Origin of the sequence: Arthrobacter flavus, assembly GCF_039526005.1 — a bacterium.
GTDB classification, from domain to species: Bacteria; Actinomycetota; Actinomycetes; order Actinomycetales; family Micrococcaceae; genus Arthrobacter_D; species Arthrobacter_D flavus.
On sequence record NZ_BAAAIJ010000007.1, the window covers coordinates 67,612 to 83,935 of the forward strand.

At 63.2% G+C, this 16,324-nt stretch carries 15 protein-coding genes; 4 read left to right on the top strand and 11 right to left on the bottom strand.

Translation table 11 applies throughout. From position 1 onward, the window contains the following. The first annotated feature begins 175 nt into the window (after positions 1–175). The 3 genes from ABD059_RS02605 to disA all read left to right on the top strand — a co-directional run bounded on the left by ABD059_RS02605 (position 176) and on the right by disA (position 4,000). Complete coding sequence (locus ABD059_RS02605; protein ID WP_343877609.1) at positions 176–1,303, top strand: FUSC family protein; 1,128 nt, start codon at positions 176–178, stop codon at positions 1,301–1,303. A 73-nt stretch (positions 1,304–1,376) separates the two neighbouring features. Further along, a complete protein-coding gene (gene radA, locus ABD059_RS02610) occupies positions 1,377–2,753 on the top strand; it encodes a DNA repair protein RadA (protein ID WP_343877610.1) in 1,377 nt (458 codons plus the stop codon). 170 nt (positions 2,754–2,923) lie between these two features. Beyond that, positions 2,924–4,000 (top strand): DNA integrity scanning diadenylate cyclase DisA, encoded by a 1,077-nt coding sequence (gene disA / locus ABD059_RS02615; RefSeq protein WP_343877611.1) that lies wholly within the window; start codon positions 2,924–2,926, stop codon positions 3,998–4,000. Between the two features lie 3 nt (positions 4,001–4,003). Here disA and ABD059_RS02620 read toward each other — a convergent pair whose 3' ends face one another. Then, entirely contained in the window at positions 4,004–4,723 is a 720-nt protein-coding gene (locus ABD059_RS02620) for a hypothetical protein (RefSeq protein WP_343877613.1), read from the bottom strand. Positions 4,724–4,809: 86 nt separating this feature from the next. Here ABD059_RS02620 and ABD059_RS02625 point away from each other — a divergent pair, with 86 nt between their 5' ends. Further along, entirely contained in the window at positions 4,810–5,757 is a 948-nt protein-coding gene (locus tag ABD059_RS02625; protein WP_343877614.1) for an HhH-GPD family protein, read from the top strand. 25 nt (positions 5,758–5,782) lie between these two features. On the opposite strand, the gene dhaM is transcribed toward ABD059_RS02625, so the two are convergent. The 10 genes from dhaM to lysS all read right to left on the bottom strand — a co-directional run bounded on the left by dhaM (position 5,783) and on the right by lysS (position 16,284). Continuing rightward, positions 5,783–6,517: a dihydroxyacetone kinase phosphoryl donor subunit DhaM gene (gene dhaM / locus ABD059_RS02630; RefSeq protein WP_343877615.1), complete on the bottom strand. Its 735-nt coding sequence runs from the start codon at positions 6,515–6,517 to the stop codon at positions 5,783–5,785. Beyond that, positions 6,514–7,173: a dihydroxyacetone kinase subunit DhaL gene (gene dhaL, locus ABD059_RS02635; RefSeq protein WP_343877616.1), complete on the bottom strand. Its 660-nt coding sequence runs from the start codon at positions 7,171–7,173 to the stop codon at positions 6,514–6,516. Before dhaL ends, dhaM begins: the two co-directional genes overlap by 4 nt. 2 nt (positions 7,174–7,175) lie before the next feature. Further along, on the bottom strand, positions 7,176–8,177 hold the full coding sequence (gene dhaK, locus ABD059_RS02640; protein WP_343877617.1) for a dihydroxyacetone kinase subunit DhaK: 1,002 nt from the start codon (positions 8,175–8,177) through the stop codon (positions 7,176–7,178). Positions 8,178–8,403: 226 nt separating this feature from the next. Beyond that, positions 8,404–8,586, bottom strand: a complete 183-nt coding sequence (locus tag ABD059_RS02645; protein ID WP_343877618.1) for a CsbD family protein — start codon at positions 8,584–8,586, stop codon at positions 8,404–8,406. A 118-nt stretch (positions 8,587–8,704) separates the two neighbouring features. Further along, a complete protein-coding gene (locus ABD059_RS02650) occupies positions 8,705–9,220 on the bottom strand; it encodes an amino-acid N-acetyltransferase (protein WP_343877619.1) in 516 nt (171 codons plus the stop codon). 34 nt (positions 9,221–9,254) lie between these two features. Further along, on the bottom strand, positions 9,255–11,345 hold the full coding sequence (locus ABD059_RS02655; RefSeq protein WP_343877620.1) for a S9 family peptidase: 2,091 nt from the start codon (positions 11,343–11,345) through the stop codon (positions 9,255–9,257). Positions 11,346–11,546: 201 nt separating this feature from the next. After that, a complete protein-coding gene (locus ABD059_RS02660; RefSeq protein WP_343877621.1) occupies positions 11,547–14,054 on the bottom strand; it encodes an ATP-dependent Clp protease ATP-binding subunit in 2,508 nt (835 codons plus the stop codon). Positions 14,055–14,185: 131 nt separating this feature from the next. Further along, positions 14,186–14,506 carry a histone-like nucleoid-structuring protein Lsr2 gene (locus ABD059_RS02665; protein ID WP_343877912.1) on the bottom strand — a complete coding sequence of 107 codons (321 nt, stop codon included), beginning with the start codon at positions 14,504–14,506 and terminating at the stop codon, positions 14,186–14,188. A gap of 127 nt (positions 14,507–14,633) precedes the next feature. Further along, positions 14,634–14,828, bottom strand: coding sequence for a hypothetical protein (locus tag ABD059_RS02670; RefSeq protein ID WP_343877622.1), 195 nt, complete (start codon positions 14,826–14,828; stop codon positions 14,634–14,636). Next, complete coding sequence (gene lysS / locus ABD059_RS02675; protein ID WP_343877913.1) at positions 14,821–16,284, bottom strand: lysine--tRNA ligase; 1,464 nt, start codon at positions 16,282–16,284, stop codon at positions 14,821–14,823. Before lysS ends, ABD059_RS02670 begins: the two co-directional genes overlap by 8 nt. Positions 16,285–16,324 lie beyond the last annotated feature (40 nt).

Consider the following 16,324-nt stretch of genomic DNA (forward strand, 5'->3'; position numbering starts at 1 on the left):
GCTAGGCGCCACAGGTAAAGAGCCTGACGGATCAAAGTGAACGGAGGGTGAACATGAAACATACAGTTGCGATCAACGCGTTCAGTGGCCTTGCCAAACCGCCCCAGGTGCTGTGCGGATCTCGTGGGCGCGGTTGCGGCTCCCAACCCTGGTAACCGGGGCTAGGCTGGGTTCCATGCCGCGGCCATCAAACCTCTCGCGAGCCCGCTCCTTTGTTCGCAACCGGACGCGGGTGGGTTTCCGTCGGAGTTCCAACTCGGTGATCCCCGCAATCCAGATGACTGTCTGTGCGGTGGGCGCCTATGTATTCGCGGAACGGGTCCTCGGTCACAGTGGGCCACTGTTCGCCGCCACCTCCTCGATGATTGCGTTGGGCTTCACCCGCGACCCGCGGCTACGCCGGGTGCTGGAGGTTGGGGTGGGCTGCACTCTCGGCATTGCGCTGGGGGACGTGCTCCTGGCCCTGTTTGGCACCGGGATCTGGCAGGCAGCAGTGGTGCTGTTCGTGTCGATCCTCCTGGCACGATTCCTGGACAGCGGCACGATCTTCACCACGCAGCTGGGCCTGCAATCCTTGCTGGTGGTGCTTCTGCCAGCCCCCGACGGCGGCCCCTTCACCCGCAGTGTCGACGCCATCGTCGGCGGCCTGTTCGCCCTGGTGATCGTGATCCTCGCCCCGAAGGATCCCCGGAAAGAACCCAAAACGAACGTGCGGGAGTTGTTGGGCGAACTCTCGACTGTGCTTCGCGAGTCGTCGACGGCGCTGACCCGCAGCGACCCGACCCTGGCCTGGCACGCCCTGATCAGGGCACGCAACTGCCAGCCGCTGATGGAGGGCCTCTCCGGCAGCATGGGGGCGGCCAGGGAAGTGGCACGCCTGTCCCCCGCCTATCGACGCCATCGCCAGGAACTTGCCGAGCTCGGCGGATCAATCGATTCGATAGACCTTGCGGTCCGTAACGCCCGGGTATTCACCCGGCGGCTGACCTCGGTCATCAACCATGCGGCTCTCACCGACGAGGCAGTTCAGGAGCTTTCCCAGGTCATCGAGGACACCGCCGATGCCGTCGATATGCTCGGCCGGGCTCTCTCGGCGTCCAGCGCCCCGGAACGGGAGCTAACGGTCCGCCAGGCACGGGAAGACCTTGCGGCAGTGGCCACCATGCTCCACCCTCGTCTCCTGCGGATCCAGCGTCTGGAGGGAGAAGGCCTGGTATTGCTCTACCGCCCTCTGATAGTTGACCTCCTCGAGGCAACGGGCCTGCCCCACGATGAGGCTGCCGGGTACCTGCCGAATTTGTGAGCCTGGTCAAAGCTGGCGCCCGTCGTAGTGTCTTTGCCGCTGCAGGTCCCTACCCGCCGGTACGTTAGAGGGCATGGCTACAAAGACAGCACGCCCGGCACGCACCTCCGCACCCGCCTATCGGTGTGGAGAATGCGGTTGGACTACCGCGAAATGGGTGGGCCGCTGCGGTGAATGTCAGGCCTGGGGGACGGTCGAGGAAACCGGCCAGGTGGTGGCGAGAACGACGGCGGCTGTCACCGTCGCGACCCCAGCCCTACGGATCTCGGAGATCGATGCCAGTGCGGCGTCCTACCAGCCGACGCAGATTGGCGAATTGGACCGGGTCCTCGGTGGCGGCCTGGTACCCGGTGCGGTGATCCTCCTCGCGGGGGAACCCGGCGTGGGTAAATCCACCCTGGTGCTCGACGTCGCGGCCCGGGTGGCGCGGCTCGGCAAGGACGTCCTGTACATCACCGGGGAGGAATCGTCGGCCCAGGTTAAACTGCGGGCCGAGCGGATCGGCGCCCTCGCCGACACCCTCTACCTCACCGCCGAATCCGATCTGGGACAAGCACTCGGCCAGGTGGAACGGCTGTCGCCGTCGCTGCTGATCGTGGATTCGGTGCAAACCCTCAGTAGCGCCGCCGTCGACGGCACCGCCGGGGGCGTCACACAGGTGCGGGAGGTTGCTGCCTCGTTGATCGCCGCCGCGAAGACCCGCGGCATGACGACCATCCTGGTGGGGCATGTCACCAAGGACGGGTCCATCGCCGGCCCCCGCCTGCTGGAGCACCTGGTGGATGTGGTGTGCCAGTTTGAAGGCGATCGTCATTCACGGCTTCGCTTGATGCGGGCCATCAAAAACCGGTACGGGCCCACTGACGAGGTGGGCTGCTTCGACCTGACAGAGACTGGCGTGGAGGGCCTCGCCGATCCGAGCGGCCTTTTCGTGTCACGCACCAAAGACCCCGTGTCCGGCACCTGCATCACTGTCACGCTCGAGGGGCGCAGGCCCCTGTTGGCCGAGGTGCAAGCCCTCCTCGCAGAGTCGTCGAACTCGCAACCCCGGCGGGCAACCAGCGGGCTCGACAGTTCACGGGTGGCCATGCTGCTGGCCGTTCTCCAGCAGCGTGCTTCGCTGAGCCTTCATAAGGACGACAGCTACGTTGCAACAGTCGGCGGGGTGAAACTCAGTGAACCAGCCACGGATCTGGCAGTGGCACTGGCCATCGCCTCCGCGAAAACCAACCAGCCGCTCGCAGGCCGGCTGATCGCCTTCGGCGAGGTGGGCCTTGCCGGTGAGGTCAGGCCGGTCCCCGGCATCGCCCAGCGGGTCCAGGAGGCCGAACGGCTCGGCTTCACCCACGCCGTGGTACCGGCTTCCCCCAATGGGCCCGGCAAGGTTCCTGCGGGTTTCAAGGTGCACGAGGTATCGACCCTGACCGAAGCCCTGGAGTTGCTCTTTTAGCCGTCCCGGCTAGACCCGCACACAACCGTTATACATTTGCGCCTGTACCTGGTAGCCGGGTTTCGGCGGCGCGCCCACTAGGATTGGAACGGCTGCGCTGGTGCCTGCGCGGCAGGGCTTTGCACATTCGAGAACAGGTTGGCAACGCCGGTAGCCGGAAGGAAGTGGCAATGGTTCGCAGTCCAGAGGACGCGTTGAAGGCCACTTTGGCGCGGGTTGCGCCAGGCACCCAGCTGCGGGATGGTCTCGAACGCATCCTTCGCGGGCGAACCGGAGCCTTGATTGTTCTCGGCTTTGACCGCACGGTGGATTCGATCTGTTCCGGCGGGTTTGATATCGGTATTACCTTCTCTCCCACCCGGCTCCGGGAACTTGCCAAAATGGACGGCGCCATCGTGTGCGATAAGGATGCCAGCAATATCCTCCGGGCGGGCGTCCAGTTGGTACCTGACCACACCATTTACACCCAGGAATCCGGGACGCGGCACCGGACCGCAGAGCGGGTAGCCATCCAGACCGGGCTCCCAGTCATCTCAGTCAGCCAGTCGATGCACATCATCGCCCTCTACATCAATGGACTGCGGCATGTGCTGGAAGGCTCCGAGCCAGTCCTGGCCAGAGCCAACCAGGCCCTCGCCACCCTCGAACGCTATCGGGCTCGACTGGACCAGGTGACCGGCTCACTGTCCGCACTGGAAATCGAGGCGATGGTCACGGTCCGGGATGTCGCGGTGACCCTGCAACGTCAGGAAATGGTCCGGCGGATCTCCGAGGAGATTTCGCAGTATGTGCTGGAGTTGGGCGTCGATGGCCGGCTCCTCTCACTGCAGGTGGAGGAACTGACCACCGGGCTGGGCCCGGGCAGCGAAATGGTGCTCAGGGACTACCTGGACCTTGGTGACTCCAACCTGGTGGTCGACGACCAACTCGCGAAGCTGCAGGCCTTCAGCTCCACAGACCTCATCGACCTCGGCACCATCGCCAGTGTGGTGGGCTTCAACCCCTCGGTTGATTCACTGGATGCAGTGGTCCAGCCCAAGGGCTTCAGGCTGGTGTCCGGCATCAAGGCTGTGCCGCCTGCCGTGGCGAACCGGCTGGTCGACCACTTCGATGGTCTGCAAAACCTGATGGCAGCGAACATTGATGACCTGATGGCGGTGGACGGGATCGGGGAGCAACGTGCCCGGACCGTGCGTGAGGGACTGTCAAGGATCGCCGAAACAAGCCTGCTTGATCGCTTCATGTAGCTGCTATTGCAGCTCAAAAGCTACTTCACCGCTGGTCCGTTCGCCGAGCGTCACACTCAGGTTGTAAAAACCGGGGGTAGGGTTCGCCTCGACCGCCTGGCAACCCGGTGCGCTTCGGTTTCGTTCCCAGGTGAAGTTTGCTTCCTCCGACCCGCCCGGTGGGATATCCCGGTTGAGGTCCTCAGCACCCTCCTGGCAGTCGGCCGAGGAAAAGATGCGATCCTCACCGCTGGTGACCAGGAATTCCATCTGGGACGTTCCCACATTGATTGGGCAGGGGACCTCACCCGTGTTGGTTATCGTCAGCGTGAGTACTGGATTTTCTTCGGGGGCGTAGGCGTCCGCATCGGTCGATGCGCTGACTTCCGCCTGCTCCGGACCACACCCGGGTTCCGACGGAGAAGGAGCCACGGTCGGTGCTGGGGACTCAGTCGGTGGTGCGGACTCGGTGACTTCTGCCGCTGGTTCGGATGGGAGGGATGAGGGGGATGGTTGGGCCGAGCCGGTGGGTGCGGTCACGGCGTCGTCGGTGTTGCCACCGTTGCCAATGAGGCCAGCTATTGCGATTCCACCCCACACCAGCACGCCAGCCAGGATGAGGCCCAGGACCAGCACCACGGTCCTGCGTCGGCGATACACCTTCGGGCTGACCCGGGGCGCGCTGGACGGCCGCGCTGGCCTGTCCTGCGGCCCGCCTCGCGACGGGCTTCCCTGTGAATCCATGGGTTAAGGCTAGGGACCCAATCGTCGGATGGGTGTCACACCACGCCGGTCAGTACAGTATTGATGGTCAACTATCAGGAGTGCCAATGATCCCGGTTCCCACCGCCCAGCTGCATCGACGCGTCATCGGCTGGTTCGACGCCGAGGCCCGGGACCTCCCGTGGCGTGGCCCCAGTCGCACCCCCTGGGCGGTGATGGTGAGCGAGTTCATGTTGCAGCAGACACCAGTGGTGCGGGTCTTGCCTGTCTTCGCCGCCTGGCTCGACCGGTGGCCCGGACCGGCTGACCTTGCCGCAGTTCCAGCCGGTGATGCCTTGAGGCATTGGGGGCGGCTTGGTTACCCGCGCCGCGCCCTGCGCCTCCACGCAGCCGCAGGAGCCATCGTCGAACACCATGGGGGGCGGGTGCCAAACACCGCCGCGGAACTCCTGACACTTCCCGGCGTCGGCACCTATACGGCCGCTGCGGTGGCTGCGTTTGCGTACGGGAAGCGGGAGACAGTTGTTGACACCAACATCCGCCGCGTTCACGCTCGTCTGGTCGGCGGGGATGCCCTCCCTGCCCCCGCTCTGACCGCCGCCGAGATGCGGCGGGCGGCAAGTCTCCTGCCCGCCGACGACGCCGAGTCAGTCCAGTGGAACGCTGCAGTGATGGAGCTTGGGGCATTGATCTGCACTGCCCGGGCGCCCAAGTGCTCCCAGTGCCCGGTGCTCGACGCGTGCGCGTGGGTCGCTGCGGGGCGGCCGGAACCTCATTACGTACCCCGGGGACAGGCCTGGGCTGGAACGGATCGTCAGGTGCGTGGTGCCATCATGGGAGTCCTGCGGGACGCTGCGGCACCGGTGATCAGGGAGGTCCTCGTTACCAACCCGGTGGACCTCGCACTCGGCTCGCCGCCCGAGACCGTGGTGACACCGCTGCTGAAATTGCACCGCCTGAACGCTTCCCGGGAGCAACTCGAACGCTCCCTTGACGGGCTCGTGGCGGATGGTCTTGCCAGCGAGGCCCCGGCCGGCATCAGCCTCCCGAGCTGAGCGGTCCAGGGCAGCCCAGACCGCTTTAGAGTTCCCCGAACCCGTTTGCCACCTCATGACCTATCAGGTCGATGGCTTTCTGCGCGTCAGGGCCAACGGCTGACGCGGTCAGGACCTTGCCCTGGCCGAGACCCAGGCTCATGAGCAGCATCACGGACTTCGCGTCCACCCCATTGACCGTCACCTCGACATCCAGTTCACTCATCATCCGGGCCAGGGTCGCGGCGGGGCGGGCGTGCAACCCCATCGGGTTCGGCAATTCCCAGGCTGCCTCAACCGGCGGTCCACCGGTTGGGGTTTGAGATTCGCCTGCTCCGGGGGCTGCTGCAGCATGGCTGACAAACGGTTCGAGCTCCGTTGGATCCAACGCGACGATTGCGGCCTCGGCGGCACGTGTCACCGCGTCTACGTCGGCACCTGACTGCGCCTCGACGGCCGCCGCGACTGCACCTTCGACCAGTGCTGCGCGGGCGAGTCTGACCCGCGAACGCTGGTCGCTGTCAATGAACTCGAGCGCCATTTCGGCTGTCATCACCGCAGAGCCCAGATCTGTCAGAAGCACGACGCCGGCGCCCTGGTCTGCCGTCGAAGTCGCCTCAAGCACCTTCTCCAGGCTGGTTCCGATCAGCGGGACCCCAGAATCATCTTCCAACCCACCGGCGGCGACGAGCGGAACGTCCGCCGCCATCTCGCGGGCGAGATCACAGACTCCCTCGGCGATCTTCGAACTATGGGACACGATGACCAGGCCAACGTTCACTCCTGAGCACCTGCCGCGTCGACCGCCGCCTGCAAGATCAGCCCGGACGAGACGGCACCCGGGTCGAGATGGCCAGCGCTGCGTTCACCGAGGTAGCTGGCACGGCCCTTCCGAGCGATCAGGGGTTCCGTAGCCGCAGCACCGGCGTTGGCGGCGTTGGCGGCGGCGGCCAGCACCTCTGCAACCGAGGCGCCGGCCATCGCGGCGGTGCCTGCCGCCTCAACCGCAGGAGTCCAGGCATCGACCATCGTCTTGTCACCGGATTCAGCTTTACCGCGGGCTACGATCCCATCGCGGGCTGCGGTCAGCAGCCCGGCGACTTCGTTGGGGCCGATCAGCTCGGTGTCGCCCAGCGAAGTGGCTGCACGAAGCAGAGCGGTGCCATAGAGGGGACCAGCGGCGCCACCCACCGATGACATGAGGGTCATCGCGGCCAGCTTCAGGACGGCACCCGGCGTGGCAGGGTGGTCGCCGTCGTCAAGCTTCTTCACGACCGCCGTGAACCCTCGGTCAAGATTCTCGCCATGATCGGCATCACCGATAGCGCGATCAAGATCGATCAGGTATTGCCGCTGCTCGCTGACTACCCGGGCGCTTTCCCGCAACCAGGCGACCACCCAATCAGTGGTGAGGGTACTGGTGGATCCTTCGACCACGCCTAGACCCCCCAGTGGAGGGCCGCGGTGTGAACTGGCGAATCCCACAACTCCACCATTTCGTCGTCGAGTCGCAACACGGTGATCGAGGCGCCCTGCATTTCCAGGGCGGTGATGTAATTGCCCACCAGGGATCGTTCAACAACGATTCCCTGTTCCTCAAGGAGTTGCCTGGCACGCCGGTAGACGATGTACAGCTCGCTCGCCGGGGTGCCCCCCATGCCATTGACGAAGAGCAGTACCTTCTCACCGCTGTCTACCTTGAGGTCGGCGAGGATTGGCTCCATCAGCCGTCCAGTGATCCCGTCGGCGTTCTCCATCGCAATGCGGTGCCTGCCCGGCTCACCGTGGATGCCGATGCCGATTTCGATCTCGTCGTCGGTGAGGTCGAAGCTCGGCTGGCCCGCATGCGGCACAGTACAGGCGGCGAGCGCCACCCCCATGGACCTGACATTGTCGATGACACGCTGCGCAATTGCAGTGACCGCATCGAGGGAGTCCCCCCGCTCCGCTGCGCCGCCCGCGATCCGTTCGACCAGGACCGTTCCACCGACGCCTCGTCTCCCAGCGGTGTACAGCGAGTCCTCAACTGCGACGTCGTCGTTCACCAGGACCGTTCGCACGGTCACACCCTCAGCTTCCGCGAGCTCGGCTGCGGTTTCAAAGTTCAGGACGTCGCCCGTGTAGTTCTTCACAATGTGGAGCACCCCTGCTCCCCCATCAACAGCTGTGGTGGCTGGAAGAATCTGGTCGGGGGTTGGGGAGGTGAACATGGCCCCGGGTACTGCGGCGTCGAGCATTCCCCGACCCACATATCCGGCGTGTAGCGGTTCATGACCGCTGCCGCCGCCGGAGACCAGCCCGACTTTTCCTTGGCGGGGTGCGTCCTTCCGGGTGATGAACAGCGGTTCGGGGTGGACACTGACCAGGTCTGCGTGGGCTGCCCCGAATCCTTCAACGGACTCGGTGACTACCTGCTTTGGGTCATTGATTAGCTTTTTCATGGCGCTCCTCGGTGAAAGGACACAGGATCAGGTTCGCCGGTCCGCTGGACCTGCTGGCCTTGTCTGAACCCTACCCCCCGGCCATCTGCTTGCCTATAGGGTGCACTACTGGTTAAACGGCTGTGGGAGGCCCCGAGCCAGTTACGCTCGGTTCCTCCCACAGCACCAATCCTTCGGCGGCTTCCACTAGCGACTCTGAATCGAGTGAAGGCCTGCTGGACCAGATCTAGCGGTTGTCGCCCTTGAAGGCGTCCTTGACGTTCTCGCCAGCGTTCTTGATGTCGCCTGACGCCTGGTCCTTGTGGCCATCGGCTTCCATCTTTTCGTTGCCGGTGAGCTTGCCCAGGCCCTCTTTGATCTTGCCGCCCAGCTTCTCGCCGCTGTTTGCTGCCTTGTCGTCTGCACCCATAGTCTGACCTACTTCCGCTCGGTGTGTCGTGGCCCGGGTCCGGGTCCCGCTTTTCGCATCGTCATAGATGCCAAGCTCCCTTAGCTTATCGATCATGGCCTTGGTTTGCCACCTTCTGCTAGCTATTCCCGAGCTGACGGATCATCCGGGTGTTGCCGAGGGTGTTTGGTTTGACCCGGGCAAGGTCGAGAAATTCAGCGACGCCCTCGTCGTGGGATCGAAGGAGTTCCGAGTAGACGGCCGGGTCCACCGCCGACTGGTCAGCCATCACCTGGAACCCCTGGCGCTGAAAGAATTCCACTTCGAAGGTCAGGCAGAAGACCCGTTCGACGCCCAGGGCGCGCGCGTCGTCGAGTAGCCTCGCCACCAGGGCAGTGCCGACCCCGCGCCCCTGCGCGGCGCGGAACGTGGCAAGGGTGCGGATCTCGGCCAGATCCTCCCACATGACGTGCAGGGCCCCGCAGCCCAGGACGCCGTCGTCGTCCTCGGCAATCCTAAACTCCTGCAACCCCTCGTAGTAGGCAACCGTTTCCTTGGCCATCAGGACCCGACTCTCAGCGAGCGGAGCCACCAAGGCCTTGATCGCTGGGACGTCGGAAGTACGAGCGGGCCGGATTCTGAAGGAGGAACTCACTAAGGCAGTCTACAAAGCCTGCTGCGGGGATCAGCTATAGGCCGAGTTCGGGGGGCAGGTCTGTGCGGTTACCGAGAACGTGGTGGGCCAGGAAGTGCCCGACGACGCCGTACCAGACTTTCGCGTGCTGGGGTTTGAGAATCCAGTGGTTCTCATCCGGGAAGTAGAGGAACCGGTGATCGGTACGGCCATCCTCATCGACGGCCAGCTGGGATCGTGACAGCAGTTCGTACCAGAGCCTGAGGCCCTCCCCGATTGGAACGCGGTAGTCCTTGTCCCCGTGGATGACCAACATGGGTGTCGAGATGTTTTCCACGTGGTGGTGCGGAGAGTTGTCCGACGCCATCTCTGGCGTCATCTCCTTCTCCCAGTAGTAGGACGCATCAGTGGTTGGGCCAAACTGGTCGAGCGCCCACAGACTGGCGTGGGTGACTATTGCGGCAAACCGGTCTGTGTGACCAGCTATCCAGTTGGCCATATAGCCGCCGAAGGACCCGCCCATGGCGGCGGTCCGGGTCTCGTCGATGTCGTCTCGTACTACCACGGCGTCGGTGGCGGCCATCAGGTCAGTGAACGGTGCTTTGCCCCACTGCCCCCAGCCCCGGTCGATCATGTGCTGGCCGTACCCGGTGGACAAGGCCGGGTCAGGGAGCAGGACCGCGTAGCCCTGGGCTGCCAGCAGCCACGGCGACCAGCGCCAGGTCCACGCGTTCCAGGAGCCTAGCGGGCCGCCGTGGATCCACAACAGCAGCGGAGCGGGCCGGGCAGGGTCCGCTCCCGTGGGGAGGACCAGCCAGGATCCGATCAGCTGCCCATCGTCGGCGGTGGTCTCTACTCGTTCCAGCCGTCCTGGTAAGGCTGGCCGCTCGACTGGTCCCCGTAGTGCCGCCACGGTTCGGTTGATGAGGTCAATGGTGACCACCTCGGGGGGAAATTCATAGGAGCTGCGCAGTGCGTAGGCGGTGCGACCATCGGGGGCCACCACCGCGTCGGTGTACGAAGCTGCGTCGCCGGTCACCCGGGTCACCGCATCGGTGGCTACATCGATCAGGAACACCGGCGATGCGCCCTCCTCATCGGCGGTGACCAGCACGGCGCTCCCATCGGGCAACCATGCCGCTGGGGACGGCCAGCGGTCCCATTCTGCGGCAAGAGGAAGCAGATCGCCGCCGGCGAGCGGGAGGAGGCCAAGTGTTTGTTGCGGCGCAACCTCAGCGGTGGTCCGCCGGGCACGGTGAACCACCAGGGTGGCCCCGTCGGGGCTGATCGGTCCGGGCGAGAGGTCGTAGCCGGGGTCGTCGAGCAGAACCGAGCGCTCCCCGGTGGCTACGTCAATCCTGGCAAGAATGCTTCGCAGACCCCCCTGCCCCACCGGTATTCTCACCGATGTCACCACCACTGAGCCATCCGGGCTGATCACCTGCTTGACGTTCCTGAGTGTGGAGCCTGCGGTGGGCGTGATGTTGCGAAGCTTGGGCCTGTCTGCAGCGTCAACTGTCCGCAGCGGCTCTCCAGGGCTTCCCTGCTCCTCCAACGCGAAGTAGCGGGGCTCTGCCGGGCCTAGATCAGCATCCCAGTATCGCACCGGATAGCCGGAGTGCAGGATGGCAGCCACTTTGGCCTCCTTCCGCACCTTACGGCGTGCGCCGTCGTCGCCCTCGTCAGTCGACCCCGGGAGCACGTCAGCAACGACGATGGCGGCCTCCGCCCCGGAGGACGTCAGGACACTGCGCACGCCTCCCTGGCGAGAGAGCACCAGCTGCGCCTCGCCACCCCGGGCCGGAAGCCGCCAGATCGCGTTGGTGGGTTCCTTGGCCGCGTCTCCCTCAGCTCCCTCAGGATCGGGGCGCGCCGAGGTGAATAACAGGTCCCCACCGGCCAGGAAGGAGGCGCCCGTTTCGCCCTTGGCGCTGCTCGTAATCCGGCGCGCCGATTGCTCGCCGCGCGGATCAACTTCCCAGAGCGCCGTACCGTATTCAGTCGCCTTGGCATTGAGCGTAGCTACGGTCGTCACCAGTCTTGAGCCGTCGGGGCTCAGCACCAGGCTGGCCAGCCGGGGCATCGCGATGAAACGATCCAGGTCGTGGAAAGGGGTCTCGGGCTGCTGTTCCGATTCGGGTGTCATCGACCCTGTCTACCACCGACCCGCTGCCAACGTGTCGTGGTTCACAGCGACTTCTCTGAGAGAGTAATAAGTTGCTTCAAGCACACAAGAAGGCTTGTGGCGGATCGGGGACGCCTGCAGCTGAAATGCTGAAGGCCTCCGGCTGACACCATGGTGCCGGCCGGAGGCCTTCAGACTGACGCCGCGCGGCGTCGTCACTGTTTACTCGGGGACTGTGGCCTCAATAGCCGCAGGCGCATCCTCAATCTCTTTCGGAGCACCGTGTCCAACGAAGGTGAAGCGAGCTTCGTCCCCCTCACCTTCAACATCAACTGAGACCAGTTCACCGGACTTGAGCTCGCCGAACAGGATCTTCTCGGACAGCTGGTCCTCGATCTCCCGCTGGATGGTGCGGCGCAGAGGCCGGGCACCCATCGAAGGATCGTAACCGCGAGTGGCCAGCAGGACTTTCGCCGCGGGGGTCAGCTCAATGCTCATCCCCTTGTCAGCCATCCGCTTGCCCAGCCGCTCCAGGAACAGGTCGACGATCTCCACGATCTCGTCCTGGGTGAGCTGCGGGAACACCACCGTGTCATCAACACGGTTGAGGAACTCTGGGCGGAAGTGCTGCTTAAGTTCTTCCGTCACCTTCGCCTTCATCCGGTTGTAGGTGGTGGTCGTGTCGGTGCCGGACTGGAAACCCGTCATGACGCCCTTGGAAATGTCCCGGGTGCCGAGGTTGGTCGTCATGATGATCACGGTGTTCTTGAAATCGACCACCCGGCCCTGGCTGTCGGTCAGTCGACCGTCTTCCAGGATCTGGAGGAGTGAGTTGAACAGGTCCGCGTGGGCCTTCTCGACCTCATCGAACAGCACCACCGAGAACGGACGGCGCCGCACCTTTTCGGTGAGCTGTCCACCCTCTTCGTACCCCACATAGCCTGGAGGGGCACCAAAGAGCCGTGACACGGTGTGCTTCTCGGAGTATTCGGACATGTCCAGAGTGATCAACGCGTCTTCATCACCGAACAGGAATTCCGCCAGCGCTTTGGCAAGCTCGGTCTTACCGACACCGGTAGGGCCAGCAAAGATGAATGATCCACCCGGCCGTTTCGGATCCTTCAGCCCGGCACGTGTGCGCCGAATTGCCTGAGAGATCGCCTTGATGGCGTCGTTCTGACCAACGACCCGCCTGTGCAGCTCGTCTTCCATCTTGAGGAGCCTCGTGGACTCTTCTTCGGTGAGCTTGAAGACCGGGATACCGGTTGAGTTGGCCAGCACCTCAGCAATGAGTTCCTCATCGACCTCGGCGATGTCATCAAGCCCACCCGACTTCCAACGACGCTCCTTGTCCATCCGCTCGTCATGAAGCTTCTGCTCCTTGTCGCGCAGTGAAGCCGCACCCTCGAAGTCCTGCGCATCAATCGCCGACTCCTTCTCCCGCTTGACGTCCGCGATGCGGTCATCAATCTCCTTCAGCTCGGGAGGGGCAGTCATCCGGCGGATACGCAGCCGCGCCCCAGCCTCGTCGATCAGGTCGATCGCCTTATCGGGCAGGAACCGGTCCGAGATGTAACGCTCGGCGAGGGTTGCAGCCGAGGTGAGCGCCTCATCGGTGATGGACACCCGGTGGTGCGCTTCGTAGCGGTCCCGCAGGCCCTTGAGGATTTCAATGGTGTGCGCCACTGAAGGTTCCTGCACCTGAATGGGCTGGAACCTTCGTTCCAGGGCCGCATCCTTTTCGATGTGTTTGCGGTACTCGTCGAGGGTGGTGGCACCAATCGTCTGCAACTCACCTCGGGCAAGCATGGGCTTCAGGATCGACGCAGCATCAATTGCACCTTCTGCGGCTCCTGCACCCACCAAAGTGTGGATCTCGTCGATGAACAAAATAATGTCACCGCGGGTGCGAATTTCCTTGAGTACCTTCTTGAGGCGTTCCTCGAAGTCTCCGCGGTACCGGGAGCCTGCAACCAGCGACCCAAGGTCGAGGGTGTACAACTGCTTGTCCTTGATCGTCTCAGGGACGTCTCCTCGGACAATAGCTTGGGCAAGACCTTCGACGACTGCCGTCTTGCCGACACCTGGCTCACCAATCAGAACAGGGTTGTTCTTGGTGCGACGTGAGAGCACCTGCATCACGCGTTCCATTTCCAGAGCGCGCCCAATCACCGGGTCAAGTTTGCCTTCGCGGGCAGCCTGGGTGAGGTTGCGCCCAAACTGGTCGAGGACAACCGAGCCGGCCGGGGTGCCTTCCTGCTGCTGACCGCCCACTGATGCAGGCTCTTTGCCCTGATATCCAGACAGTAACTGGATCACCTGCTGGCGGACGCGGTTGAGGTCGGCGCCTAGCTTCACCAGCACCTGGGCTGCGACACCCTCACCCTCACGGATGAGGCCGAGCAGGATGTGCTCGGTGCCAATGTAGTTGTGGCCAAGCTGCAGTGCTTCCCGCAGCGAAAGCTCAAGTACTTTCTTGGCACGCGGGGTGAACGGGATGTGGCCGGACGGTGCTTGCTGGCCCTGGCCGATGATCTCCTGGACCTGCTCACGGACGGCGCCGAGGGAGATGCTGAGGGATTCGAGCGCCTTGGCGGCGACTCCTTCTCCCTCGTGGATGAGACCGAGCAGGATGTGCTCGGTGCCGATGTAATTGTGGTTGAGCATGCGGGCCTCTTCTTGGGCCAGCACTACAACACGACGGGCGCGGTCGGTAAATCTCTCAAACATGGGGCACACTCCTAGCTAACGCGTAATTCGATGCTACGTGTCCTGCACAGGCTTTTGGAGCGTGTTCGCCACAGGCGAGATATCACACCCACCTGAGCCTGCGCCCCAAGGGGGCGCAGGCGGGTCTCTCGTTAGCGCTGTGCAGCGCGGTAGGCCTCGACGATTTCGCTGTTGACGCGTCCACGCGCCGAAACATTGTGGCCGTTGGCCCGCGCCCATTCACGGACCTGCGCTGCTTCCTGATTACGGCCCGGAGTCGTTGCCCGCGTTTTGACCTGCGTGCTGCGGCGGGCTCCAGCTACGTAATTGCTCATTGCAGCCCTTAGTTCCTTCGCATGGGACTTTGAAAGATCTATTTCATACTGCACACCATCAAGGCCAAAACGTACAGTTTCATCAGCTTCGCCACCGTCGAGGTCATCGATCAGGAGGATCTTTACTTTTTGTGCCACGGCTTGCTCCTGCATTTTGTGGTGAATTGTTATGTAACCCCAATTATGGGCTAGGCAGACAGTAACCGTCAAAGTGCAGAATAAATCCTGCTTGTGGGAACTTTTCCGAGAATACGACTGAACTACTTCATCGGGACTCCGCTGGGTCCTCATGATCGGGCGCTGCAACTGGTGCTTCCTGCTGCGCCTGGGCCCGACGCTCCTCGGCCTGGCTCATTGCCTCGCGTTCAGCCCTATCCGCGTTGAAAATTGACCGCATGACAAAGTAAAAGACCGCCCCAACCCCTATCGATGGAAGCAATACTGCAACATACTCAAGCACGACTATCTCCAACTGGTTTCAGAATGGGAAACAGGATGGTTTCCCTAATACCCGTATTGGTGAACAGCATCACTAGCCGGTCAATGCCAAGACCGATGCCTCCCATGGGGGGTGCGCCATATTCGAGCGCACGGAGGAAGTCCTCGTCGAACTGCATAGCTTCGTCGTCGCCGGCAGCGCCCTGGCGGGACTGCTCTACCAGGCGCGCCCTCTGCACCACCGGATCGATAAGTTCGGAGAACGCCGTCCCACGTTCCATTCCGCCGATGATGAGGTCCCACGCCTCGATCAGAGCGGGATCCTCACGGTGCGGCCGAGCGAGCGGTTGGGCGGAGGGAGGATAGTCGTAAACAAAAGTCGGCTGGATCAGGGTCGGCTCAACCAACTCTCCGAACAATTCAAGGACCAACTTTTCGCTACCCCAGTCCGGAGCGATCTTCACCTGGTGTACGTCGGCGATATGTCGCAGCTCTTCAGCGGAGGTCTCGGGAGTTATCTGGCTACCCACCACCTCTGAAAGGCCCGGATAGACGCCGAGCCAGCGCCACTCCCCGTCCAGGTCAACCACCCCAGCCTCAGTTTCAATGGTCCGGGTGCCCAGGACATCGGCACAATTAAGAATGATTTCCTTCATTCGTTCAGCCATTCCAAACTGATCGGTGTACGCCTCGTAACACTCCAGCATGGTGAATTCGGGGCTGTGAGTTGAGTCGACCCCCTCATTGCGGAAAATGCGGCCGATCTCATAGACCCGGTCTATTCCGCCGACAACCGCACGCTTCAAATAAAGCTCCAGTGCGATTCGAAGAGTCATTTTCTGATCGAAAGCGTTGAGATGGGTTTCAAACGGTCGTGCAGCAGCACCGCCATGCACCAACTGCAGTATTGGCGTTTCTACTTCGACGTATTCCAGCGAGTGCAGGGTTTCCCGAATGGATCGGACGATAGCGGCCCTGGTTCGAACCATCTCCCGCGCTTCTTCGCGGACCATCAGATCGACGTAGCGTTGCCTGACCCGGGTCTCCTCGCTGACTCCCGCATGCAGGGTAGGCAGCGGGCGCAGCGCCTTTGAGGCCATGCTCCACTGGTCCGCCATGACCGAGAGCTCGCCCCGCCGGGAACTGATAACCTCACCGTGCACTTCAACGTGGTCCCCGAGGTCCACCAGCGCTTTCCAGTCCGCAAGTGACTGGTCACCAATTTCGGCAAGGCTGAGCATAGCCTGAAGCCTTGCTCCACCACCCTCCTGCAGTGTCGCGAAACACAGCTTCCCGGTGTTGCGAATGAACACCACGCGACCCACCACCGAAACAACCTCACCTGTGGTGGCTTCGGCGGGCAAGTGGCCGAATTCCTTCCGCAGCTCAGCCAACGAGTGTGTGCGCCGCGGCTTCACCGGGTAGGCCTCTTCCCCCCGTTCGAGCAGACGTTCGCGTTTCTCCATGCGGATACGCATCTGCTCGTTGGCTTCGTCGGCGGTGCCCACGACATCGGCG